The sequence below is a fragment of the Paractinoplanes durhamensis genome (genome assembly GCF_016862175.1).
GTDB lineage: Bacteria > Actinomycetota > Actinomycetes > Mycobacteriales > Micromonosporaceae > Actinoplanes > Actinoplanes durhamensis.
This window is the reverse complement of record NZ_BOML01000010.1, coordinates 112,662-127,771: the sequence shown is the minus strand read 5'-3', so window position 1 is coordinate 127,771 and position 15,110 is coordinate 112,662. Positions and strand designations below refer to the sequence as shown.

General features: G+C 68.9%; 13 protein-coding genes and 1 tRNA gene. 8 read left to right on the top strand and 6 right to left on the bottom strand.

Features of this window, described 5'->3' with window-relative positions; genetic code table 11:
• Positions 1 to 224: 224 nt before the first annotated feature.
• A complete protein-coding gene (locus Adu01nite_RS05720; RefSeq protein WP_203725451.1) occupies positions 225 to 1,136 on the bottom strand; it encodes a DUF559 domain-containing protein in 912 nt (303 codons plus the stop codon).
• Between the two features lie 83 nt (positions 1,137 to 1,219).
• On the opposite strand from Adu01nite_RS05720, the gene cysS reads away from it, so the two are divergent.
• Together cysS and rlmB are read left to right on the top strand one after the other, a co-directional pair.
• A complete protein-coding gene (gene cysS / locus Adu01nite_RS05715; RefSeq protein ID WP_203725450.1) occupies positions 1,220 to 2,632 on the top strand; it encodes a cysteine--tRNA ligase in 1,413 nt (470 codons plus the stop codon).
• A complete protein-coding gene (rlmB, locus tag Adu01nite_RS05710) occupies positions 2,632 to 3,762 on the top strand; it encodes a 23S rRNA (guanosine(2251)-2'-O)-methyltransferase RlmB (protein ID WP_203725449.1) in 1,131 nt (376 codons plus the stop codon). The genes cysS and rlmB overlap by 1 nt, the downstream gene beginning before the upstream one ends.
• A 152-nt stretch (positions 3,763 to 3,914) precedes the next feature.
• Here rlmB and Adu01nite_RS05705 read toward each other — a convergent pair whose 3' ends face one another.
• Positions 3,915 to 4,592, bottom strand: a complete 678-nt coding sequence (locus Adu01nite_RS05705; RefSeq protein ID WP_203725448.1) for a hypothetical protein — start codon at positions 4,590 to 4,592, stop codon at positions 3,915 to 3,917.
• Between the two features lie 855 nt (positions 4,593 to 5,447).
• Here Adu01nite_RS05705 and Adu01nite_RS05700 point away from each other — a divergent pair.
• Positions 5,448 to 5,669: a hypothetical protein gene (locus Adu01nite_RS05700; protein ID WP_203725447.1), complete on the top strand. Its 222-nt coding sequence runs from the start codon at positions 5,448 to 5,450 to the stop codon at positions 5,667 to 5,669.
• A gap of 75 nt (positions 5,670 to 5,744) precedes the next feature.
• On the opposite strand, the gene Adu01nite_RS05695 is transcribed toward Adu01nite_RS05700, so the two are convergent.
• Both Adu01nite_RS05695 and Adu01nite_RS05690 read right to left on the bottom strand, forming a co-directional pair.
• Positions 5,745 to 6,452, bottom strand: coding sequence for a hypothetical protein (locus Adu01nite_RS05695; protein WP_203725446.1), 708 nt, complete (start codon positions 6,450 to 6,452; stop codon positions 5,745 to 5,747).
• Between the two features lie 34 nt (positions 6,453 to 6,486).
• On the bottom strand, positions 6,487 to 7,845 hold the full coding sequence (locus Adu01nite_RS05690; RefSeq protein WP_203725445.1) for a glycosyltransferase: 1,359 nt from the start codon (positions 7,843 to 7,845) through the stop codon (positions 6,487 to 6,489).
• A 492-nt stretch (positions 7,846 to 8,337) separates the two neighbouring features.
• Between Adu01nite_RS05690 and Adu01nite_RS05685 the strand changes: the two genes are divergently transcribed.
• The 4 genes from Adu01nite_RS05685 (at position 8,338) to Adu01nite_RS05670 (ending at position 10,513) form a co-directional block, all read left to right on the top strand.
• Complete coding sequence (locus Adu01nite_RS05685; RefSeq protein ID WP_203725444.1) at positions 8,338 to 8,814, top strand: hypothetical protein; 477 nt, start codon at positions 8,338 to 8,340, stop codon at positions 8,812 to 8,814.
• A gap of 280 nt (positions 8,815 to 9,094) precedes the next feature.
• Positions 9,095 to 9,403: a hypothetical protein gene (locus Adu01nite_RS05680; protein ID WP_203725443.1), complete on the top strand. Its 309-nt coding sequence runs from the start codon at positions 9,095 to 9,097 to the stop codon at positions 9,401 to 9,403.
• A gap of 246 nt (positions 9,404 to 9,649) precedes the next feature.
• Positions 9,650 to 9,913, top strand: a complete 264-nt coding sequence (locus Adu01nite_RS05675) for a hypothetical protein (RefSeq protein ID WP_203725442.1) — start codon at positions 9,650 to 9,652, stop codon at positions 9,911 to 9,913.
• A 201-nt stretch (positions 9,914 to 10,114) separates the two neighbouring features.
• Complete coding sequence (locus tag Adu01nite_RS05670; protein WP_203725441.1) at positions 10,115 to 10,513, top strand: hypothetical protein; 399 nt, start codon at positions 10,115 to 10,117, stop codon at positions 10,511 to 10,513.
• A 373-nt stretch (positions 10,514 to 10,886) separates the two neighbouring features.
• On the opposite strand, the gene Adu01nite_RS05665 is transcribed toward Adu01nite_RS05670, so the two are convergent.
• Positions 10,887 to 10,960 (bottom strand) — tRNA-Thr (locus tag Adu01nite_RS05665).
• A 136-nt stretch (positions 10,961 to 11,096) separates the two neighbouring features.
• Between Adu01nite_RS05665 and Adu01nite_RS05660 the strand changes: the two genes are divergently transcribed.
• Positions 11,097 to 12,182 (top strand): ABC transporter ATP-binding protein, encoded by a 1,086-nt coding sequence (locus Adu01nite_RS05660; protein ID WP_203725440.1) that lies wholly within the window; start codon positions 11,097 to 11,099, stop codon positions 12,180 to 12,182.
• 58 nt (positions 12,183 to 12,240) lie between these two features.
• On the opposite strand, the gene Adu01nite_RS05655 is transcribed toward Adu01nite_RS05660, so the two are convergent.
• Complete coding sequence (locus Adu01nite_RS05655) at positions 12,241 to 15,096, bottom strand: Hsp70 family protein (RefSeq protein ID WP_203725439.1); 2,856 nt, start codon at positions 15,094 to 15,096, stop codon at positions 12,241 to 12,243.
• Positions 15,097 to 15,110 lie beyond the last annotated feature (14 nt).

Genomic DNA, 15,110 nt, shown 5'->3' with positions numbered 1-15,110 from the left:
GATTTCCTTGAAGTTGGGCGCTTGCTCGGCTGGGGAGGGCCCGATTTCCTGGAAGTTGGGCGCTCGCTTGGCTGGGGAGGGCCCGATTTCTAGGAAGTCGGGGCGTGGGCCTGGGCGTGGGTCCGTTGTGGCTGCGGAGCCGTGACGTCGGCTTGGGCGGCGCAATTTCAAGGTAAGTGGGCTCTCGGGGAGCTGAGGAGGGGCCGCTTTTCTTGAAGTTGGACTTACCGGAGCGGCTGGGGGCGGCGCCGGGGGTGCCAGCCTCGGGTGGTCAAGGTGGTGCGGAGTTCGCCGACCACTCGGGAGAATTCGTGGTGCATCTGGTGGCTTGTCACGTGCAGCACGGCCCATCCGGCTGCGGTCAAGTGGTTGAGTCGTTGGCGGTCGCGGTGCATCTGGCCAGGGGCGTCGTGCCACTGGCCGTCGTATTCCACGGCCACCTGCCATTCCGGCCAGCCCAGGTCGGGATGGAGCACCAGCGAGCGGGAGATTCGTACTGGGCACTGGGTGACCGGTCGCGGTATGCCGGCCATCATCAGCCGAGTGCGTAGCCGGGACTCGGCCGGTGACTGGGCGGCGCCGTCGACGAGTCGGCTGACCTGAGCCGCGCGGCGCCAACCGCGTAGTCCCTCGTGCCGATCTATCTGCCGGGCGAACTCGGCCGTGGTGATCAGCCCGTTGCTCAGCATGGCGTCGATGATCGGCACCGCCACGGGCGGGTCGAGCCAAGCGGCTACGTCCCAAGCTGTACGCCCGGGGCTGGTCACCCGGCCGGTCATCTCGTCGCGCTGCAGGTCGAGATGATGGACGCGGAGTCTTCGCTGTGCGCCGACCCGCTTTGTCGGCGGTGTGATCACGTGGATGTCGTCTTCGTAGCCGGCGGCATGCTTGATGCCGTGCAGGAAGGCAGCGGACGGCCCGGCGATCACTACGGCCTGGGGCAGCCGGGCGAGAGCGCCGCGACAGGCCAATTCGTGATCGCGGGGTAGTCGGGCGTCCGCGAACACGTCGTGCCGTACCCGGATCCAGGCGCTGCTGCGGAGGTCGTCCGGGGTGACCAGGCCGCATCGGACGGCCTCACGGCCGCGAAAGATGCGGCCGGCGAGTGCGGCTGGGCGGCGTGGGGGTGTGGGCACGCGGAGCAGTCTGGCCGAATGCCGGGTCGCCCGTAGGAGCCCTGTGGATAACCCTCGCTGACCGATGTCGCTACCCTTGTACGGTGACGCTGCGCTTGTACGACACCGCGACCCGATCCGTCCGGGACTTCGTCCCGAAGACGCCCGGTCAGGTCGGGATCTACCTGTGTGGTCTCACCGTGCAATCAGTGCCGCATATCGGGCATCTCCGCTCGGGCGTCAACTACGACGTGCTGCGCCGCTGGCTGCTGCACACCAACTACGAGGTCACCTTCGTCCGTAACGTCACCGACGTCGACGACAAGATCCTCGACAAGTCGGCGACCCAGGGCCGGCCGTTCTGGTCCATCGCGTACGCGAACAAGCTCGTGCTCGATGCCGACTACCGCGGTCTCAACGTGCTGCCGCCGACCTACGAGCCGCTGGCCACCGGGCACATCACCGAGATGCACGAGCTGATCGGCACGCTCATCGAGCTCGGCCACGCCTACCCGGCCGCCGGCGGTAACGGCGACGTCTACTTCGACGTGCCGTCCTACTCGGCGTACGGCGCGCTGTCCGGCCAGAACCCGGACGACATGCGGCCGCCGACCGACGGTGGCGAGCCGGATAAAAGGGACTATCGCGATTTCGCGCTGTGGAAGGGCGTCAAGGCCGACGAGCCGGTCGACGCCTCCTGGCCGTCGCCGTGGGGCCGCGGCCGGCCCGGCTGGCACATCGAGTGCTCGGCGATGGCCCGGCGCTATCTCGGCGACGAGTTCGACATCCACGGCGGCGGTCTCGACCTGACCTTCCCGCACCACGAGAACGAGATCGCCCAGTCCCGCTCGGCCGGGCTGCCGTTCGCCCGCTACTGGGTGCACAACGCGCTGCTCAACCTCGGCGAGGCCAAGATGAGCAAGTCGCTGGGCAACGTCATCGATCTCGCCGCCGTGCAGGCGATGGGCATCCGCCTGGTCGAGTTGCGTTACTACTTCGGCACCCCGCATTATCGTTCCCGGATCGACTACTCCGACGAGGCGCTGAGCGAGGCCGCGGTGGCGTACCGGCGGATCGAGGGGTTCGTGCAGCGGGCCGCCGAGATCGTCGGACCGGGCCGGCCCAAGGACGTTCCGCCGGCGTTCGCCGCGGCGATGAACGACGACCTCAACACTTCGGCCGCACTCGCGGTCGTGCACGACACCATCCGTGAGGGCAACACCGCGCTCGCGGAACGCGACGAGGCCGGCATCCGGGGAGCGCTCACCGCGGTCCGCGCGATGCTGGGCGTGCTCGGTCTCGACCCGCTCGACGGGGCATGGACCGGCAGCACCGCGAAGAACGACCTCAAACCGGTGGTGGACGCCCTGGTCAAGCTGGCGCTCGAACAGCGCACGCAGGCCCGGGCACGAAAGGACTGGTCGGCTGCCGACTCGGTCCGTGATCAGCTCAAGAACGCGGGAATTCAGGTGGAGGACACTCCGGCCGGGCCGCGATGGACGGTAGGAGAGCACTGATGCCGGGTAACTCCCGCAACGTAAGCAAGCGAGTCGTCTCCAAGAAGGGCGCGGTCAAGGGGTCCGGGGGTAAGAACCGGGCCAGCCTCAAGGGCCGTGGCAAGACTCTGCCCGCCGACGAGCGTCCCTGGCACAAGGGCTACTCGGGCACCGAGAAACTGCCCGAGAAGACCGCGCGCAAGCAGGACAAGGAGCGCAAGGCGGCAGCGGCCGAGGGCCGTGCGCCCAAGATCGGCCAGCCCGGCAGCAAGGACACCACCTGGGGTCGCGGCGGTGGCCGGGGCGTTCCCGGCCGGTCCGGCGCGCCGCAGCGTGGCCGGGGCGGTCAGTTCCGCTCGGGCGGTCCCCGGGTCGCCCCGGGCCGCCGCTCCAACCCGACCAAGGAAGGGCCCGAGCTGCTGCTCGGGCGCAACCCGGTGGTCGAGGCGCTGCGGGCCGCGGTACCGGCCACGGCGCTCTACGTCGCGCAGGGCCTCGACATCGACGAGCGGATCACCGAGATCGTCCGCACCGCCGGCGACCGGGGCATCCCGATCCTGGAGATCGGGCGGCACGAACTCGACCGGATGACCGGGGGCGTGCTGCACCAGGGCATCGGCCTGCAGGTGCCGCCGTTCGCGTACGAGGACTTCGACGATCTGATCGCGGCCTCTCTCGAGCAGACCGCCCCGCTCCTGGTCGCCCTGGACGGCATCACCGACCCGCGCAACGTCGGTGCGGTGATCCGCTCGGTGGCCGCCTTCGGTGGCCACGGCGTCTTCATGACCGAGCGGCGGGCCGCCGGCATCACCGCCACGGCCTGGCGCACCAGCGCCGGCGCGGCCGCCCGTGTCCCGGTCTCCCAGGTGGTCAACCTGACCCGGGCGATCAAGCAGGCGCAGAAGGAAGGCTTCACCGCGATCGGCCTCGACGCCGACGGCGAGACCGACCTCTACCAGCTGGAAGCCGCTGTCGGCCCGCTGCTGGTGGTGGTGGGCTCGGAGGGTCGCGGCCTGTCCCGCCTGGTCGGCGAGACCTGTGACCTGCGGGTGAGCATTCCGATGGTCTCCGACGTGGAGTCGCTGAACGCCAGTGTCGCGGCCGCGGTCACCCTCGCCGAGGTCAGCCGCCGCCGGGTTTACGGCCAGTAGGTTCGACTTAGGGCCGGCCCTGCGATCGGCAGGACCGGCCCTAAATAGCGGTACCGCCGGACAGCAGCAGCCCGGCGGTACCGAAAAGACCCCATGAAGTTATTTGTCGGAATAGCTGCCGGCTATATTCCTCCCGGTTTCAGACCTCTAGATCAGTTGCCGCCCGGACGACCGGGGCCGCCCGGACGACCGGGGCCAGACTGCGCGCCCGGGCCGGACTGCGCGCCCGGACCAGACTGCGCGCCCGGACCAGACTGCGCGCCCGGACCAGACTGCGCGCCCGGACCAGACTGCGCACCGGTACGTCCCGGGATGCCGGTGGTGCGCGGCGGGATGCCGGTGTTACGCGGGGGCTGGCCCATGCCCGGACGGGGGAAGCCCATCCCCGGACGAGGGAAGCCCATCCCCGGACGGGGGAAGCCGATGCCCGGGCCGGGGCGGAAAGTGCCGGGCCAGTACGGCCGGAACCGGGTCGGGAAACCGCCGATGGCGTGGAAGGGCACTCCGAAGCCGAGCCGGTCCCAGTTGTCGTCACTGGCGACCTGCAGGGCCCAGGCACCACGCCGCACGCCGAGGCGAACCGGGGTGCAGTTGTGGTCGTCCCAGTTGCCGACCCGCTCGCCGAAGTTGCCGGCGAGCTCGCAGCCCTGCAGCGTCCGGTAGTAGCCGACGATCGATTCGCCGAACCCCCACTGGATGTTGTGGGAAGCAGCTGCCGGCTTGAGCCCGTGGTTGCCGCTCGGGGTTGCCGCGGTAGCCGGCCCTGCGGTAGCAAGGGCGGCGAGCAGACCGAATCCGCCCATAGTCAGGATTCGGGTGAGCTTTTTCATCGCGATTCCTTTCATGCGGTATTTCCGCGGTGCATTTCGAAAAGGAAAACCCGATTAGCGCTACGTCGGTTGTCACCGGAATGACCGTTGCCGGATGACCGTTCGGATGACGCAATTGGTAGCATTAGGAATATTAGGTCGGTTTCACGTTAGTTACGAGGCCGCCTTGCGTTGAGCGGTGTTTCTCGCTCTGTGTAACGGCCCGACTACTCGTATGGTGTAGTGCGAACGGTTGAGACGCACAGCCGATCACTCGATCGCCTTGGCCGTCCGGATTGCCGGCGGCGCCGAAATCCCGGCGGTGGCTGGCCGGGCGGCGGTCATGCTCGTCGGTCCTACCTCGAATGGTGGCATATCTACTTTTGAACCCCATTGCTTTAAGTCCGGTCCGCTGATAGCGGTGCGCTGCGGCGGGAATGGGCCCCTCGTGACGTACACAGGCCCTTCTGGCATGTTTATGGAATGCCGACAAACGAATGGCCATTTGGCCACGCCGCCGCGTTCTCTCGTATGTACATTGTGGACCAAAGAATTGCGGTCCGAGACGGGCGAGTGATCGCGCGCGGCGCGCACCGGCGCCACCGCTTCGCCGGAAAGGCCTGTGTCGTGCCCAGGCGATGGTTCTAGCCGTCCGCAGCAGGGACGCTTCCGCGACGATCTAGGGACTACGGACAAACGGGGTACATCTACTTATCAGGTGCAAATCGGGCTGGCTGACCTCGGGCGGGGTGAGGCCAAGACGCCGGGCAAGCAAAACGCGACGAGGACGAAACGCTAATGGAACACAGCAACACTGTCTTGGAACGCAGCAACACTGCCCTCCCCGCTCGCTGGCGAGCGGCCTACCGGGCAGCGATGGAGATGCTCGAGAGCGATCAGCCGTACAGCGACCCGTCCGACCCCATCGCTCGTGCTCGAGCGCAGCGTCTGCGCACGGACACTCGCCGGTGGATCCGTGATCAGAAGACGCTCGCCTCCGTCGGCGTCCTCAGCCCCGTCCAGACCTTCTTCATCGCGCAGATCCCGGACAACTGGCGAGAGATCGATCTACGGCGACGCCATCGCCGGCGGAACTGATCTCTGAACCGGCACGTGCGAAAGCGTCTGAACCGCGATGTCTCGCGGCTCAGACGCTAAAAAACTGGCTTCCGCTCAGACCTCGTCGGCGGATCCGACCGGCCCGCCGGGCAGGTGGACCGGAACCCCTTGCTCGCCGGCGGCCTCGGGCCGTTCCCCCCAGAGCACGCGCAGCTGGGTGTGCATGAACGAGGTGAGCCGTTGCCGGTAGTCGGCGTCGAAGACGACAAGGGTCTCGATCTGCTTCTGCAGTGCTTCGCGCTTGATCGCCAAGCTGCCGACCGCGTCCTCGTACCGCTGCTGGGCCCGGAGGTCGGACTCCTGGGCCCGGTCACGCCCCTCGGCGACGATCCGGTCGGCCTCCGCCCGCGCATCGTCGAGGGCCGACGCGGCCTGGCTGCGGATCTCGTCGGCCCGCGCACCGGCGTCGCGCTTGAGTTGCTCGACAGCGGCTCGCGCCTCGTCCAGGAGGCGGTCCGCCTCGGCATGTGCCTTCTCGGTGTACGAATGAGCCTCGGCCCGGATCTGCTCGGCTGACGTCTGGGCCTCGGCCCGAACCGTCTGCGCATGGCGGTTCGCGGCGGCGATGTGATTCTCGGCCGTGCGCTGCGCCAGCGCCAGAACCTGAAGAGCCTCGTCCGGCGGCAGGTCCGGCGGCGTCGCCCGCACCGCCTCCCGCACCGCCTCTTGCACCGTCATCACCGGGACCACGACGGACGCACTGCCGATGACGCTGTGATGGCGTGTCACCTTGATGCGCTGCGCCGTCTGGTTGTCACTCACAACAGCCTCCATGATTCCGAGCAGGGGCGAGTGGTCATGATCCGTGGCCATCCGGCAGGTAGCCGCTGTAGTAGACCGAGCCGAGCTGCGTCACCGACGCGGCGGAGGGCGCCGCCCGCAGGCCGCGCCGCGCTCGCCAGCCGCGCACCCCGAACCGGACCAGGGCGAGGTACCTGATCGGAATGACGAGCACCAGGTTGACCGTCGCCTCGGCCGGGGTGAGCAGGAGCCACGTCCGGATCTTTCGCCGGCGGCTCGTCGCGCGCAGATCGACCAGGTGCAGTGCCGCCGCGGCGTACCGCAGGAGCAGGTAGAACGCCGCACCGAGGAGGAGCGCCGGCCATTGCGGGCCGTCCCGCCCGACGCTGATCGTGATCGCGACGACCGATCCGGCGATCGCCGACGGAATGACGGCCACGTGAACCAGCGCGAGCAGACGGGAGATCCCGCCGCGGCGCCAGTTCGGACCGGTCGACGCGAGCCAGACCACCCGCCACCACGATGCCGACCAGGCCAGCCGTTGGCGGTAGACGGTGCGCGCATCGGTGGGCGTGGACGACCAGGCGAGCGCGTCGTTCACCTCGACGACGTCGCCCTCGCCGAGGGTGAAGGCGGCCAACCGGCAGCTGTCGTCGGTGCCGCCCACGGTGAGATGGCGGCGCCGGTGCCGGAAGGGGACACCGGCTCGATAGAGAACGGGCATCCCCGCAATGATCTTGAAAAGGTGCGCCGGCGATCGCCGCGTCGCCGGGACGGCCGCGGAGGTGCCGAGGTTCAGGTCGGCGATCCGGGTGAGCAGGTTCGGCCGGGCGGTGCGGGCGAAGACCTTGCCGACCGTCGCCATGACCCGGGGCCGGGAGAACGCCCGCAGCTGGCGCGCCACCGCGTGCTCCTCGAGCACGTAGTCGGCGTCGACGACCAGAACGAAATCCCAGTCGTCCGGGCCGAGCCGGTCGAGCACGTAGCCGGCCGCGGCGTGCCCACCGCCGTTCTTCGTGCGGTGCCAGCGGACCCGGGGGTGCAGGAACGGCTCCACCGGTTGGCTTGTCGACCCGTCATCGACGACATGGACCTGGTCGACCACGACCCCGCGCTGATCGAGGATCGAGTGGACGCAGGCGGCCAGATCCTTGGTGCTCTGCTCGTAGGCCGGCACGATCGCGACGATGCGACCCGTCGCCATCGGCTGCCGGCGAACGTTATCGCGCCGGAGGAAGGCGAAGACCAGGAACAGCAGCATCGTGTTGCCGAGCCACCACGCGACCAGGAAGGCCGGGCCGGAGATCGAGTGGTGCAGGTAGCGCGTCGAGACCGCCAGCGCGAGGACGATGATCCCCAGGGTCGAAGCGAGGGCCAGCCGGCGGTGCCGGACGAGGAGACTCTCAAGCGACACGGACGGACCTCCCCCCGGTCACTGAGCGGGGAACGTGCACTGAACCGGGCGTGCCGGCGGCGGAGTACATGCGCGTGGACCTTTCGGATGGGAGAAGTGGGAGCGTCCGCGTCCCGGCGCGAATGCTGGCAAAAACGCCTAAAATTGGCAAAGGTGATCAAGCCGTTCATATTAAATTCAGCCTTTCAGCATCAAATTCGCGCACCGCGCTGCCGGCCCCCTACGGATGCCCTCGGCCGAACCGGCAGCGCTTGCATTCCGAACGGGCGACCGTTTTCTCCGGTCCGGTCAGCGGTCACCGAATTTCGATCTTCGATGGGTCGAACCACAGGTATTCCGGCGGTTGGGAATAATGCTTATGGGCGGACCTGGATGAAGGTCGGTGCTGGTCGGCGTGCGTACCGGTGAATGCCCACGTATATCTCTCGCAGTTGTTCGGAGTGCGGGTCCAGCGAGCTGGGCCGGCATCCGAACAACCCGAGGGAGTCGAGCATGCGAGAAGTCGACCTCACCGATGACCGGCGCGGTCCCGCGCCCGGCGTAGCCGGGCTCGGCCCCTGGTCCGGCTACGCCGGCGAGCGATGGCGGCCGCTCGCCCGGCAACTCGCGGCCCGTTTCGTGGCGGCCGGCGACAGCGACGAAGGGATGGTCCGGACGGCGATCGAGGTGATCCTCGTCGTCGAGCGTCGCCTCGACTCGCGTGGACCCGAGCTCGTCTCGCTGGCCGTGCCGCTGGTGATCCGGGCGCTGCGAGCGCTACGGCGCGAGCGGTTCCGGACGTGGCCGGAATCCGCGCCGCTGCTGCCCCTGCTTCAACTGGCGATCGCGAACGCCGAGAGCGAGTTGTGCGCGCGCCTTCGGCGGTCACCCACGGTCGGCGAGGTCGCCAACTACCTGGCCGTACCCGAGCATCAGGTCATCGTCGGCCTGGCGGCCGGCTGGTCGGCCGGTTCGGACGCGACCGAATGACACCCGACGGCCGCTCTCGGCCGATCGGTCAGCGGCGAGCGTCCCATTTGTCGTCAACGGCGGACCAGCGACCGAGATCCCGCGTGGCCGAATGCAAGTTTCTCCACATGCAACAAGCGGTTAGCGAAAGTGATCGGGCCGAAGAAACCCTTAACCGGCAGCAGTGCCGGCGGGGCTCGAATAGCGACGCGAACCAGCCGGGGGTTCTCATGCTTAGGACTCATGGGAATCCCCGGTCCAATCATGGACCAGCCAGCCGGAATGACACAGCAGGTGACTGATGATTGCCCCCGGTAACTACCATCTCCTCATCGCTCTCACGCTCGGAATCCTCATCTCCAGCGGCTATGCCATCGGGCGGATCCATCAGTGGCACAAGGATGGCCAGGAGCGCGACGAAGCGTATCGGCACGGATATGACACGGCCTCGTTGTCCATTCTTAACACCGTGATTCGGGAAAGCCCGGCCGCGCCGCTCGACGCAAACACCAGCTCCCGTCGCCGCGGGCGGCACGTGCGCACCGGCGCGATCCATCCCGAACGGCCGAAGGTCCACCCGCAGCGCGGGGAACGCGTACGCGCCAGTTGAAACAACCCCGAAGACCTTTCTGAATCGTCCGAGAATGCGATGCCTCCGTCGCAGGACCGGACGCAAAGGGTGGCCCATCCCCCGCGAACCGGGATGGGCCACTCTTTTGTATTTCCCGGCTGGGTGGCCCGTTCCGCAAATCCGCGGGAACGCTCCGATGATCGGCCGAAAAGGCCGCACCAAAGTCCTGAAATAGCCCCCATCGGCGGCATTACCCGATGACGGTCAGTCGCTTAAAATAGCCAAGTGCCGACCCTTGAAAGCAGTTACATTCAGATCTTCGCCTACGTGCTGGTAATGGTGCTGTGTGCCTACGGCGGCGGGCGCGTCCATCAGTGGTACAAGCACAGCATGGATCGGGATCAGTCCTTCCGGGACGGCTACAACCAGGGCTACCACGCCCTCTTCGCGCTCGCCGCCCGTCATGCCCGGCCGGCGGCGGCGGGCCCGGCGGCCGCACGACCGGCCCCGATCGAACAGCGCGGTAAGGACGAACTCATTCGCGACTGATCCGAGCGCTTTTACCGGCCGAAACCGGTGCCGGTGGGCGAATAGCCGATTTGCCGCCGAATGAGCTACCGAGGTCTTATCGATGGCGTGACCAGGGCTTTTACCCGCGCATCCTGGGCAACTCGTGATCGTTTGGTGCGCTGGACGATCAAGGCGTGATCGTCCGATCGCCAAGTTGAGATGAGTTGCAGCATGTCAATCTTGTCCAAGACAATCCTCGCCGCCGCGGTTACGGCCGGCGCACTCCTCCTGCCGGCATCCGCGGCCCAGGCGGCGACGGGTCACCACCCGTGCGACGGCCCCGGCTTCGGCAGCGGCGCCTTCTTCGGCGACACCGGCTTCGGCGACACCGACTTCTTCGACGACGACGAAGACGACTTCCCGTTCTTCGACGACGACGATGACGTCCCGTTCTTCGGCGACGACACCCACACCACGGTCGTGGTGGTCCAGGTCCCGGCCAAGACCCACCACCACAAGCCGAAGCCGAAGCCGTCCGACGACGCCAGCGACAACGGCGCCGACGCGGGCTACGACAAGCCGGCCAACAACGCCGACGACAACGGCAACGGCGACGACGGCTACAAAAAGGGCGCCTGACACAAAAGCACCAAAGATCAGGTACCAAACAGGGGCCGGCCCAGAAGGCCGGCCCCACCGGCGTACAAAAGCAAGCAGTTGATCTTGAACTTGAAGTAGAAAACCGCCACCACCCACGAAGCAGGCGCCGACGCACCGTGGGGGGTTCGGGGGGCTCGGCCCTCCGGCAAGCATGCGGAGAGGGCCGGCCGGCCAGCGGGCCAGCCCCACCGGCGTACAAAGCAAGCAAGATCTTGAAGTGCCGAAGGCAGGCGCACCCACCCACGAAGCAGGCGCCGACGCACCGTGGGGGGTTCGGGGGGCTCGGCCCCCCGGCAAGCATGCGGAGAGGGGCCGGTCTGCGCTTTTTGCAGACATGGGGCCCCCACCTCGGAGCCCCCGGTCGGGGTCGAACCGACGACCTCCCGTTTACAAGACGGGTGCTCTGGCCAGCTGAGCTACAGGGGCGACTGGGGCCCAGCATAACGTCCTGAGTTCGCTGGGACTCCTTGGCAGGTCACGTAAAACGGTTTACGTTTACACAGCTGTTTCCACTCGGATCGTCCGGCACGTTCCTGCCGGTGGAAAGGAAGTGTGCTTCACCATGGCTACGGTCACCTATGACAAGGCCTCTCGTATCTACCCGGGCTCTGAGCGGCCCGCGGTCAACGAGCTGAACCTCGAGATCGGCGACGGGGAGTTCCTCGTTCTGGTCGGCCCCTCCGGTTGCGGCAAGTCCACCAGCCTGCGCATGCTCGCCGGCCTCGAGGACGTCGACAAGGGCCGCATCCTGATCCAGGGCAAGGACGTCACGAACCTCCCGCCCAAGTCGCGCGACATCGCGATGGTCTTCCAGAACTACGCGCTGTACCCGCACATGTCGGTGTACGAGAACATGGCGTTCGCGCTGAAGCTGCGCAAGACCAGCAAGGCCGAGATCGACCGCCGGGTCAAGGAGGCCGCGGCGCTCCTGCAGCTCGACGAGTACCTGTCGCGCAAGCCGAAGGCGCTCTCCGGTGGCCAGCGCCAGCGTGTCGCCATGGGCCGCGCGATCGTGCGTGAGCCGCAGGTGTTCCTCATGGACGAGCCGCTGTCGAACCTCGACGCCAAGCTCCGGGTCCAGACCCGTTCGCAGATCGCCACGCTGCAGGCCAAGCTGGGCGTCACCACCGTCTACGTCACCCACGACCAGGTCGAGGCCATGACCATGGGTCACCGGGTCGCGGTCATGCTGGACGGCGTGCTGCAGCAGGTGGACACCCCGCGGGCGCTCTACGACACCCCCGGCAACGTCTTCGTCGCCGGCTTCATGGGCTCCCCGGCCATGAACATCAAGACGGTCCCGCTGACCGAGGCCGGCGGCCACTTCGGCTCGCTCGCCGTTCCGCTGTCCCGCGAGCAGGTGGCGGGCGCGCAGAATGGTGGCGGCAAGGTCACCATCGGCTTCCGTCCCGAGGCTGCTGACCTGGTGACCGAGGGTCAGGGTGGTTTCCCGATCGTCGTCGACCTGGTCGAGGACCTCGGCTCGGACGCCAACGTCTACGGTCACGCCGACCTTGACGGTGGCGCGGAGCGCTTCACGGTCCGCACCGACCGGCGGCACATGCCCAGCATGGGTGAGACCGTCTTCATCAAGCCGCAGACCAACAGCCTCCACGTGTTCAACGCGGAGACCGGCGTTCGCATCTGAACCAAGCTTTAACTGACGGGCGGCTCCGCGAGGGGCCGCCCGTTCTGCTTCGCCAGCTTTATCCGGCGAACCTCTGCAGGACGAAGTCCTTCTCGGCCACGCAGGCCAGGGTCGTCGTGTTCCACGCGCAGGTGTCGGAGCGGATGTCGCTGAGCGCGCCGATCGGCACCGCCGGGTCGCCGAGGTGCCGGCCGGCCAGGGCCGGGTCGTCCGGCGACTTGCTGAGCGGCTTGGAGAACTCGAGCAGGTTGGCGCCGTCGAGCCGGGCGGCCTCCCCGGTGCGCGTCCAGACCTGCTTGCCGGTCCCGTCGATCAGGGTGGCCTCGTTGGCGGTGGTGGTGGCGATGACGGCCTCGCCGACCGGGACGATCGTGTTGACGTTGGCCAGTTTGTAGCGCCAGACCACGCTGTCGGACTTGGCGGCCACGTCCAGCGACACCACGGTGGTGGTCTTCGCGTCGTACCCGATCTCCTCGTCGAAGCAGACCCGGTCGTCGCCGCACGGGGTGACGTCCTTCATCTCGCTGTCGGCCACCTGGGTCGTGAAGACCACCTTCGGCTCGCCGAGCTTCTCCAGCTGGTAGGTGAGGATCCGCTGGTCGTCGGGCTGCAGCACGATGAGCCGGCCGTTGTGCGCGATCACCTCGTCGGCGGGAAGGGCCACATTCTGCCGGTCGGTGAGGATCTTTCCGGTGTTCGCGTCGATCACCCGGGCCGACTTGTCGGCACCGATCTGCACGATCCGCGGGTCGTCGCCGAGGTCGGGTTCGTACGGCCGGCCGAACACGGTGGCCGGCCCGCCCAGATCGGCCGGCGTGGTCACGGTGAGCACCTTGGTGCGGGTGCTCGACGTGGTCGCCGGATCGCGCAGCGACCAGCGCGGGGTGCCGTCGGTGAGCTTGAGGCCGAGCAGTTGCTTGCCGGCCCGGTCGGCGAGCACCGCGGAGTCGCCGGCGAAGAACACCTCGTCGTTCTCGCCGAGGGTGCGCTGCCAGAGCAGCTTGCCGTCGGCGGCGCCGAGCACGGCCATCCGTCGCTGGTAGTTGCTGGCCGAGTCGAAGTCGGTGAACAGGGCCAGGCCGACCGGCAGCGCCACCATCGACTTCCAGTAGGTCGCAGCGGTGCCGGCCGCGCGGCTGGTCCAGGCCGGTTTGGTGGCGTCCAGCCCGATCGCGACCACGCCGACGATGCCGGCGCTGGCGGTGTCCGAACTGGCGAAGTAGGCCCGGTCGCCGTAGATGGCGGCGTCGGCCCAGTCGGAGCTGATCGCCACCTCGGGCTGGATCCGCTGCGGATCGCTCAGCGCGTGGTAGTCGATGGCCCGGTATTTCGGCCAGAAAGCCCAGGTCAGTGCGGCGCCGGCGACGAGGACGACGGTCACCCCGGCGGCGATCAGGACGTACGCGAGACGACGGCGCCGGGGCTTGGCCGCCGGGGTGGGCGTGGCGGCCGGCCATCCGCCGGTCGGGCTGCGGGGGTGCGGGGTGGCCGGGCCCGGCCATGCGGGGCTCTGCTGCTGCGGGCCGGCCGGCGGAGCCCACGACGGGGTGGGCGTCGGGGCGGGCGATGAGGGCGCCGACGGCAGGATCGGGTCGGCCGCGGTCGGCAGCGAGGCGGCCTCGCCGGTGGCCCACGGGTCGACCGGCGCGGCCCGCAGCCGTTCGTCGGTGATCTCCTCGGGCGTGGGCGAGGCCGGCGGTCCCGAGGCGGGCGCCGGGTCGGCGCGGGTGTCGGTGATCGGTGGCGGGACGTCGTGCCGGGTCGCCGGGGTGGGCGTGGGGGTCGCCGCGGTGGCCAGGCCGGGCGTGTATTTCGGCTGGTTGGGGACGTCCGAGCCGGCCACGAGGATCGCGCCCTCGGCCACCGGCAGCTCCGGCTGCTCCAGCACGGTCGGCGCGATGCCCAGCTCGCTGTGCAGCAGCCGGGCCACCAGCGGGATCCGCGACGAGCCGCCGACCAGGAACAACCCGGCGAGATCGGCCGGCTTGAGCCCGGCCGCCGCGAGCACCGCGGCCGCCTCGGCAACACCGCGGCGTACCAGCGGGTCGGCCGCCGCCTCCAGCTCGTCGCGGGTGAGGTGCACCGCGTGCTCGACGCCGGGCACCGGCACCGGCGCGAACGAGCTGCGCGACAGCATCTCCTTGGCGCCGCGCACGTCGTCCCAGAAACGGCGCCGCGCCCGCCACCCGGCCAGCGTGGCCGGCTCGGTCAGCTGCTGCCAGGCGGCCGGCTCACCGCCGGCGAGCGATTTGCCCAGGTGGTCGACGAGGGCCGCGTCGATGTCGAGCCCGCCGAGATCGTCGGCGCCGCCGGAGGCGGTCACCGAGTAGCTGCCCGGCCGGTCGGCGCGGACCACGGCCACGTCGAGGGTGCCACCGCCGAAGTCGAAGACGGCGATCGAGGAACCGGTGGGGACCGGCCGGCGCAGCACGTCGGCGAAGTAGCGGGCGGCCGCGACCGGCTCCGGCACGAGACGGGTGCCGGCCGGCCACCCGGCCTTGCCGAGGGCCTCGGTCAGCACCGCGCGGCGGGTCGCACCCCACGCGGCCGGGTAGGTCAGGATGGCCGGCGGCAGGAAGCCGGTGGTGGCGACCGCTTCCCGGGCGACCGCGCCGAGCAGGGCCGCGAGCAGGTCGGCGACCGGCACGCTCGCGCCGTCGCCGAGTTGCACCGCGCCGTCGTCGACGTGGCGTTTCGGGTTGGGTTCGAGCCGGCCCGGCTCGGCGTGCCCGAGGCGCAGCGCGTCGGCGCCCACGTGCAGCCGGCCGGTGGTGTCCAGATAGACCGCCGACGGCAGCAGCGGCTGGCCGTCGAAGAGCAGCGGCCGGGTGCGCCCGTCGGGGTGGCGCAGCATCGCGACCGTGTGCGAGGTGCCTAGGTCGACGCCGAGTAGGAAGCCGTCGGTTTCGGTCAAGGTGGCACCCTTTC

Excerpts from the sequence above, each read along its gene's own strand:
- rlmB (WP_203725449.1), top strand. The coding sequence starts at position 2,632 with ATGCCGGGTAACTCCCGCAACGTAAGCAAGCGAGTCGTCTCCAAGAAG.
- Adu01nite_RS05705 (WP_203725448.1), bottom strand. The coding sequence starts at position 4,592 with ATGAAAAAGCTCACCCGAATCCTGACTATGGGCGGATTCGGTCTGCTC.
- Adu01nite_RS05700 (WP_203725447.1), top strand. The coding sequence starts at position 5,448 with ATGGAGATGCTCGAGAGCGATCAGCCGTACAGCGACCCGTCCGACCCC.
- Adu01nite_RS05685 (WP_203725444.1), top strand. The coding sequence starts at position 8,338 with ATGCGAGAAGTCGACCTCACCGATGACCGGCGCGGTCCCGCGCCCGGC.
- Adu01nite_RS05680 (WP_203725443.1), top strand. The coding sequence starts at position 9,095 with ATGATTGCCCCCGGTAACTACCATCTCCTCATCGCTCTCACGCTCGGA.
- Adu01nite_RS05660 (WP_203725440.1), top strand. The coding sequence starts at position 11,097 with ATGGCTACGGTCACCTATGACAAGGCCTCTCGTATCTACCCGGGCTCT.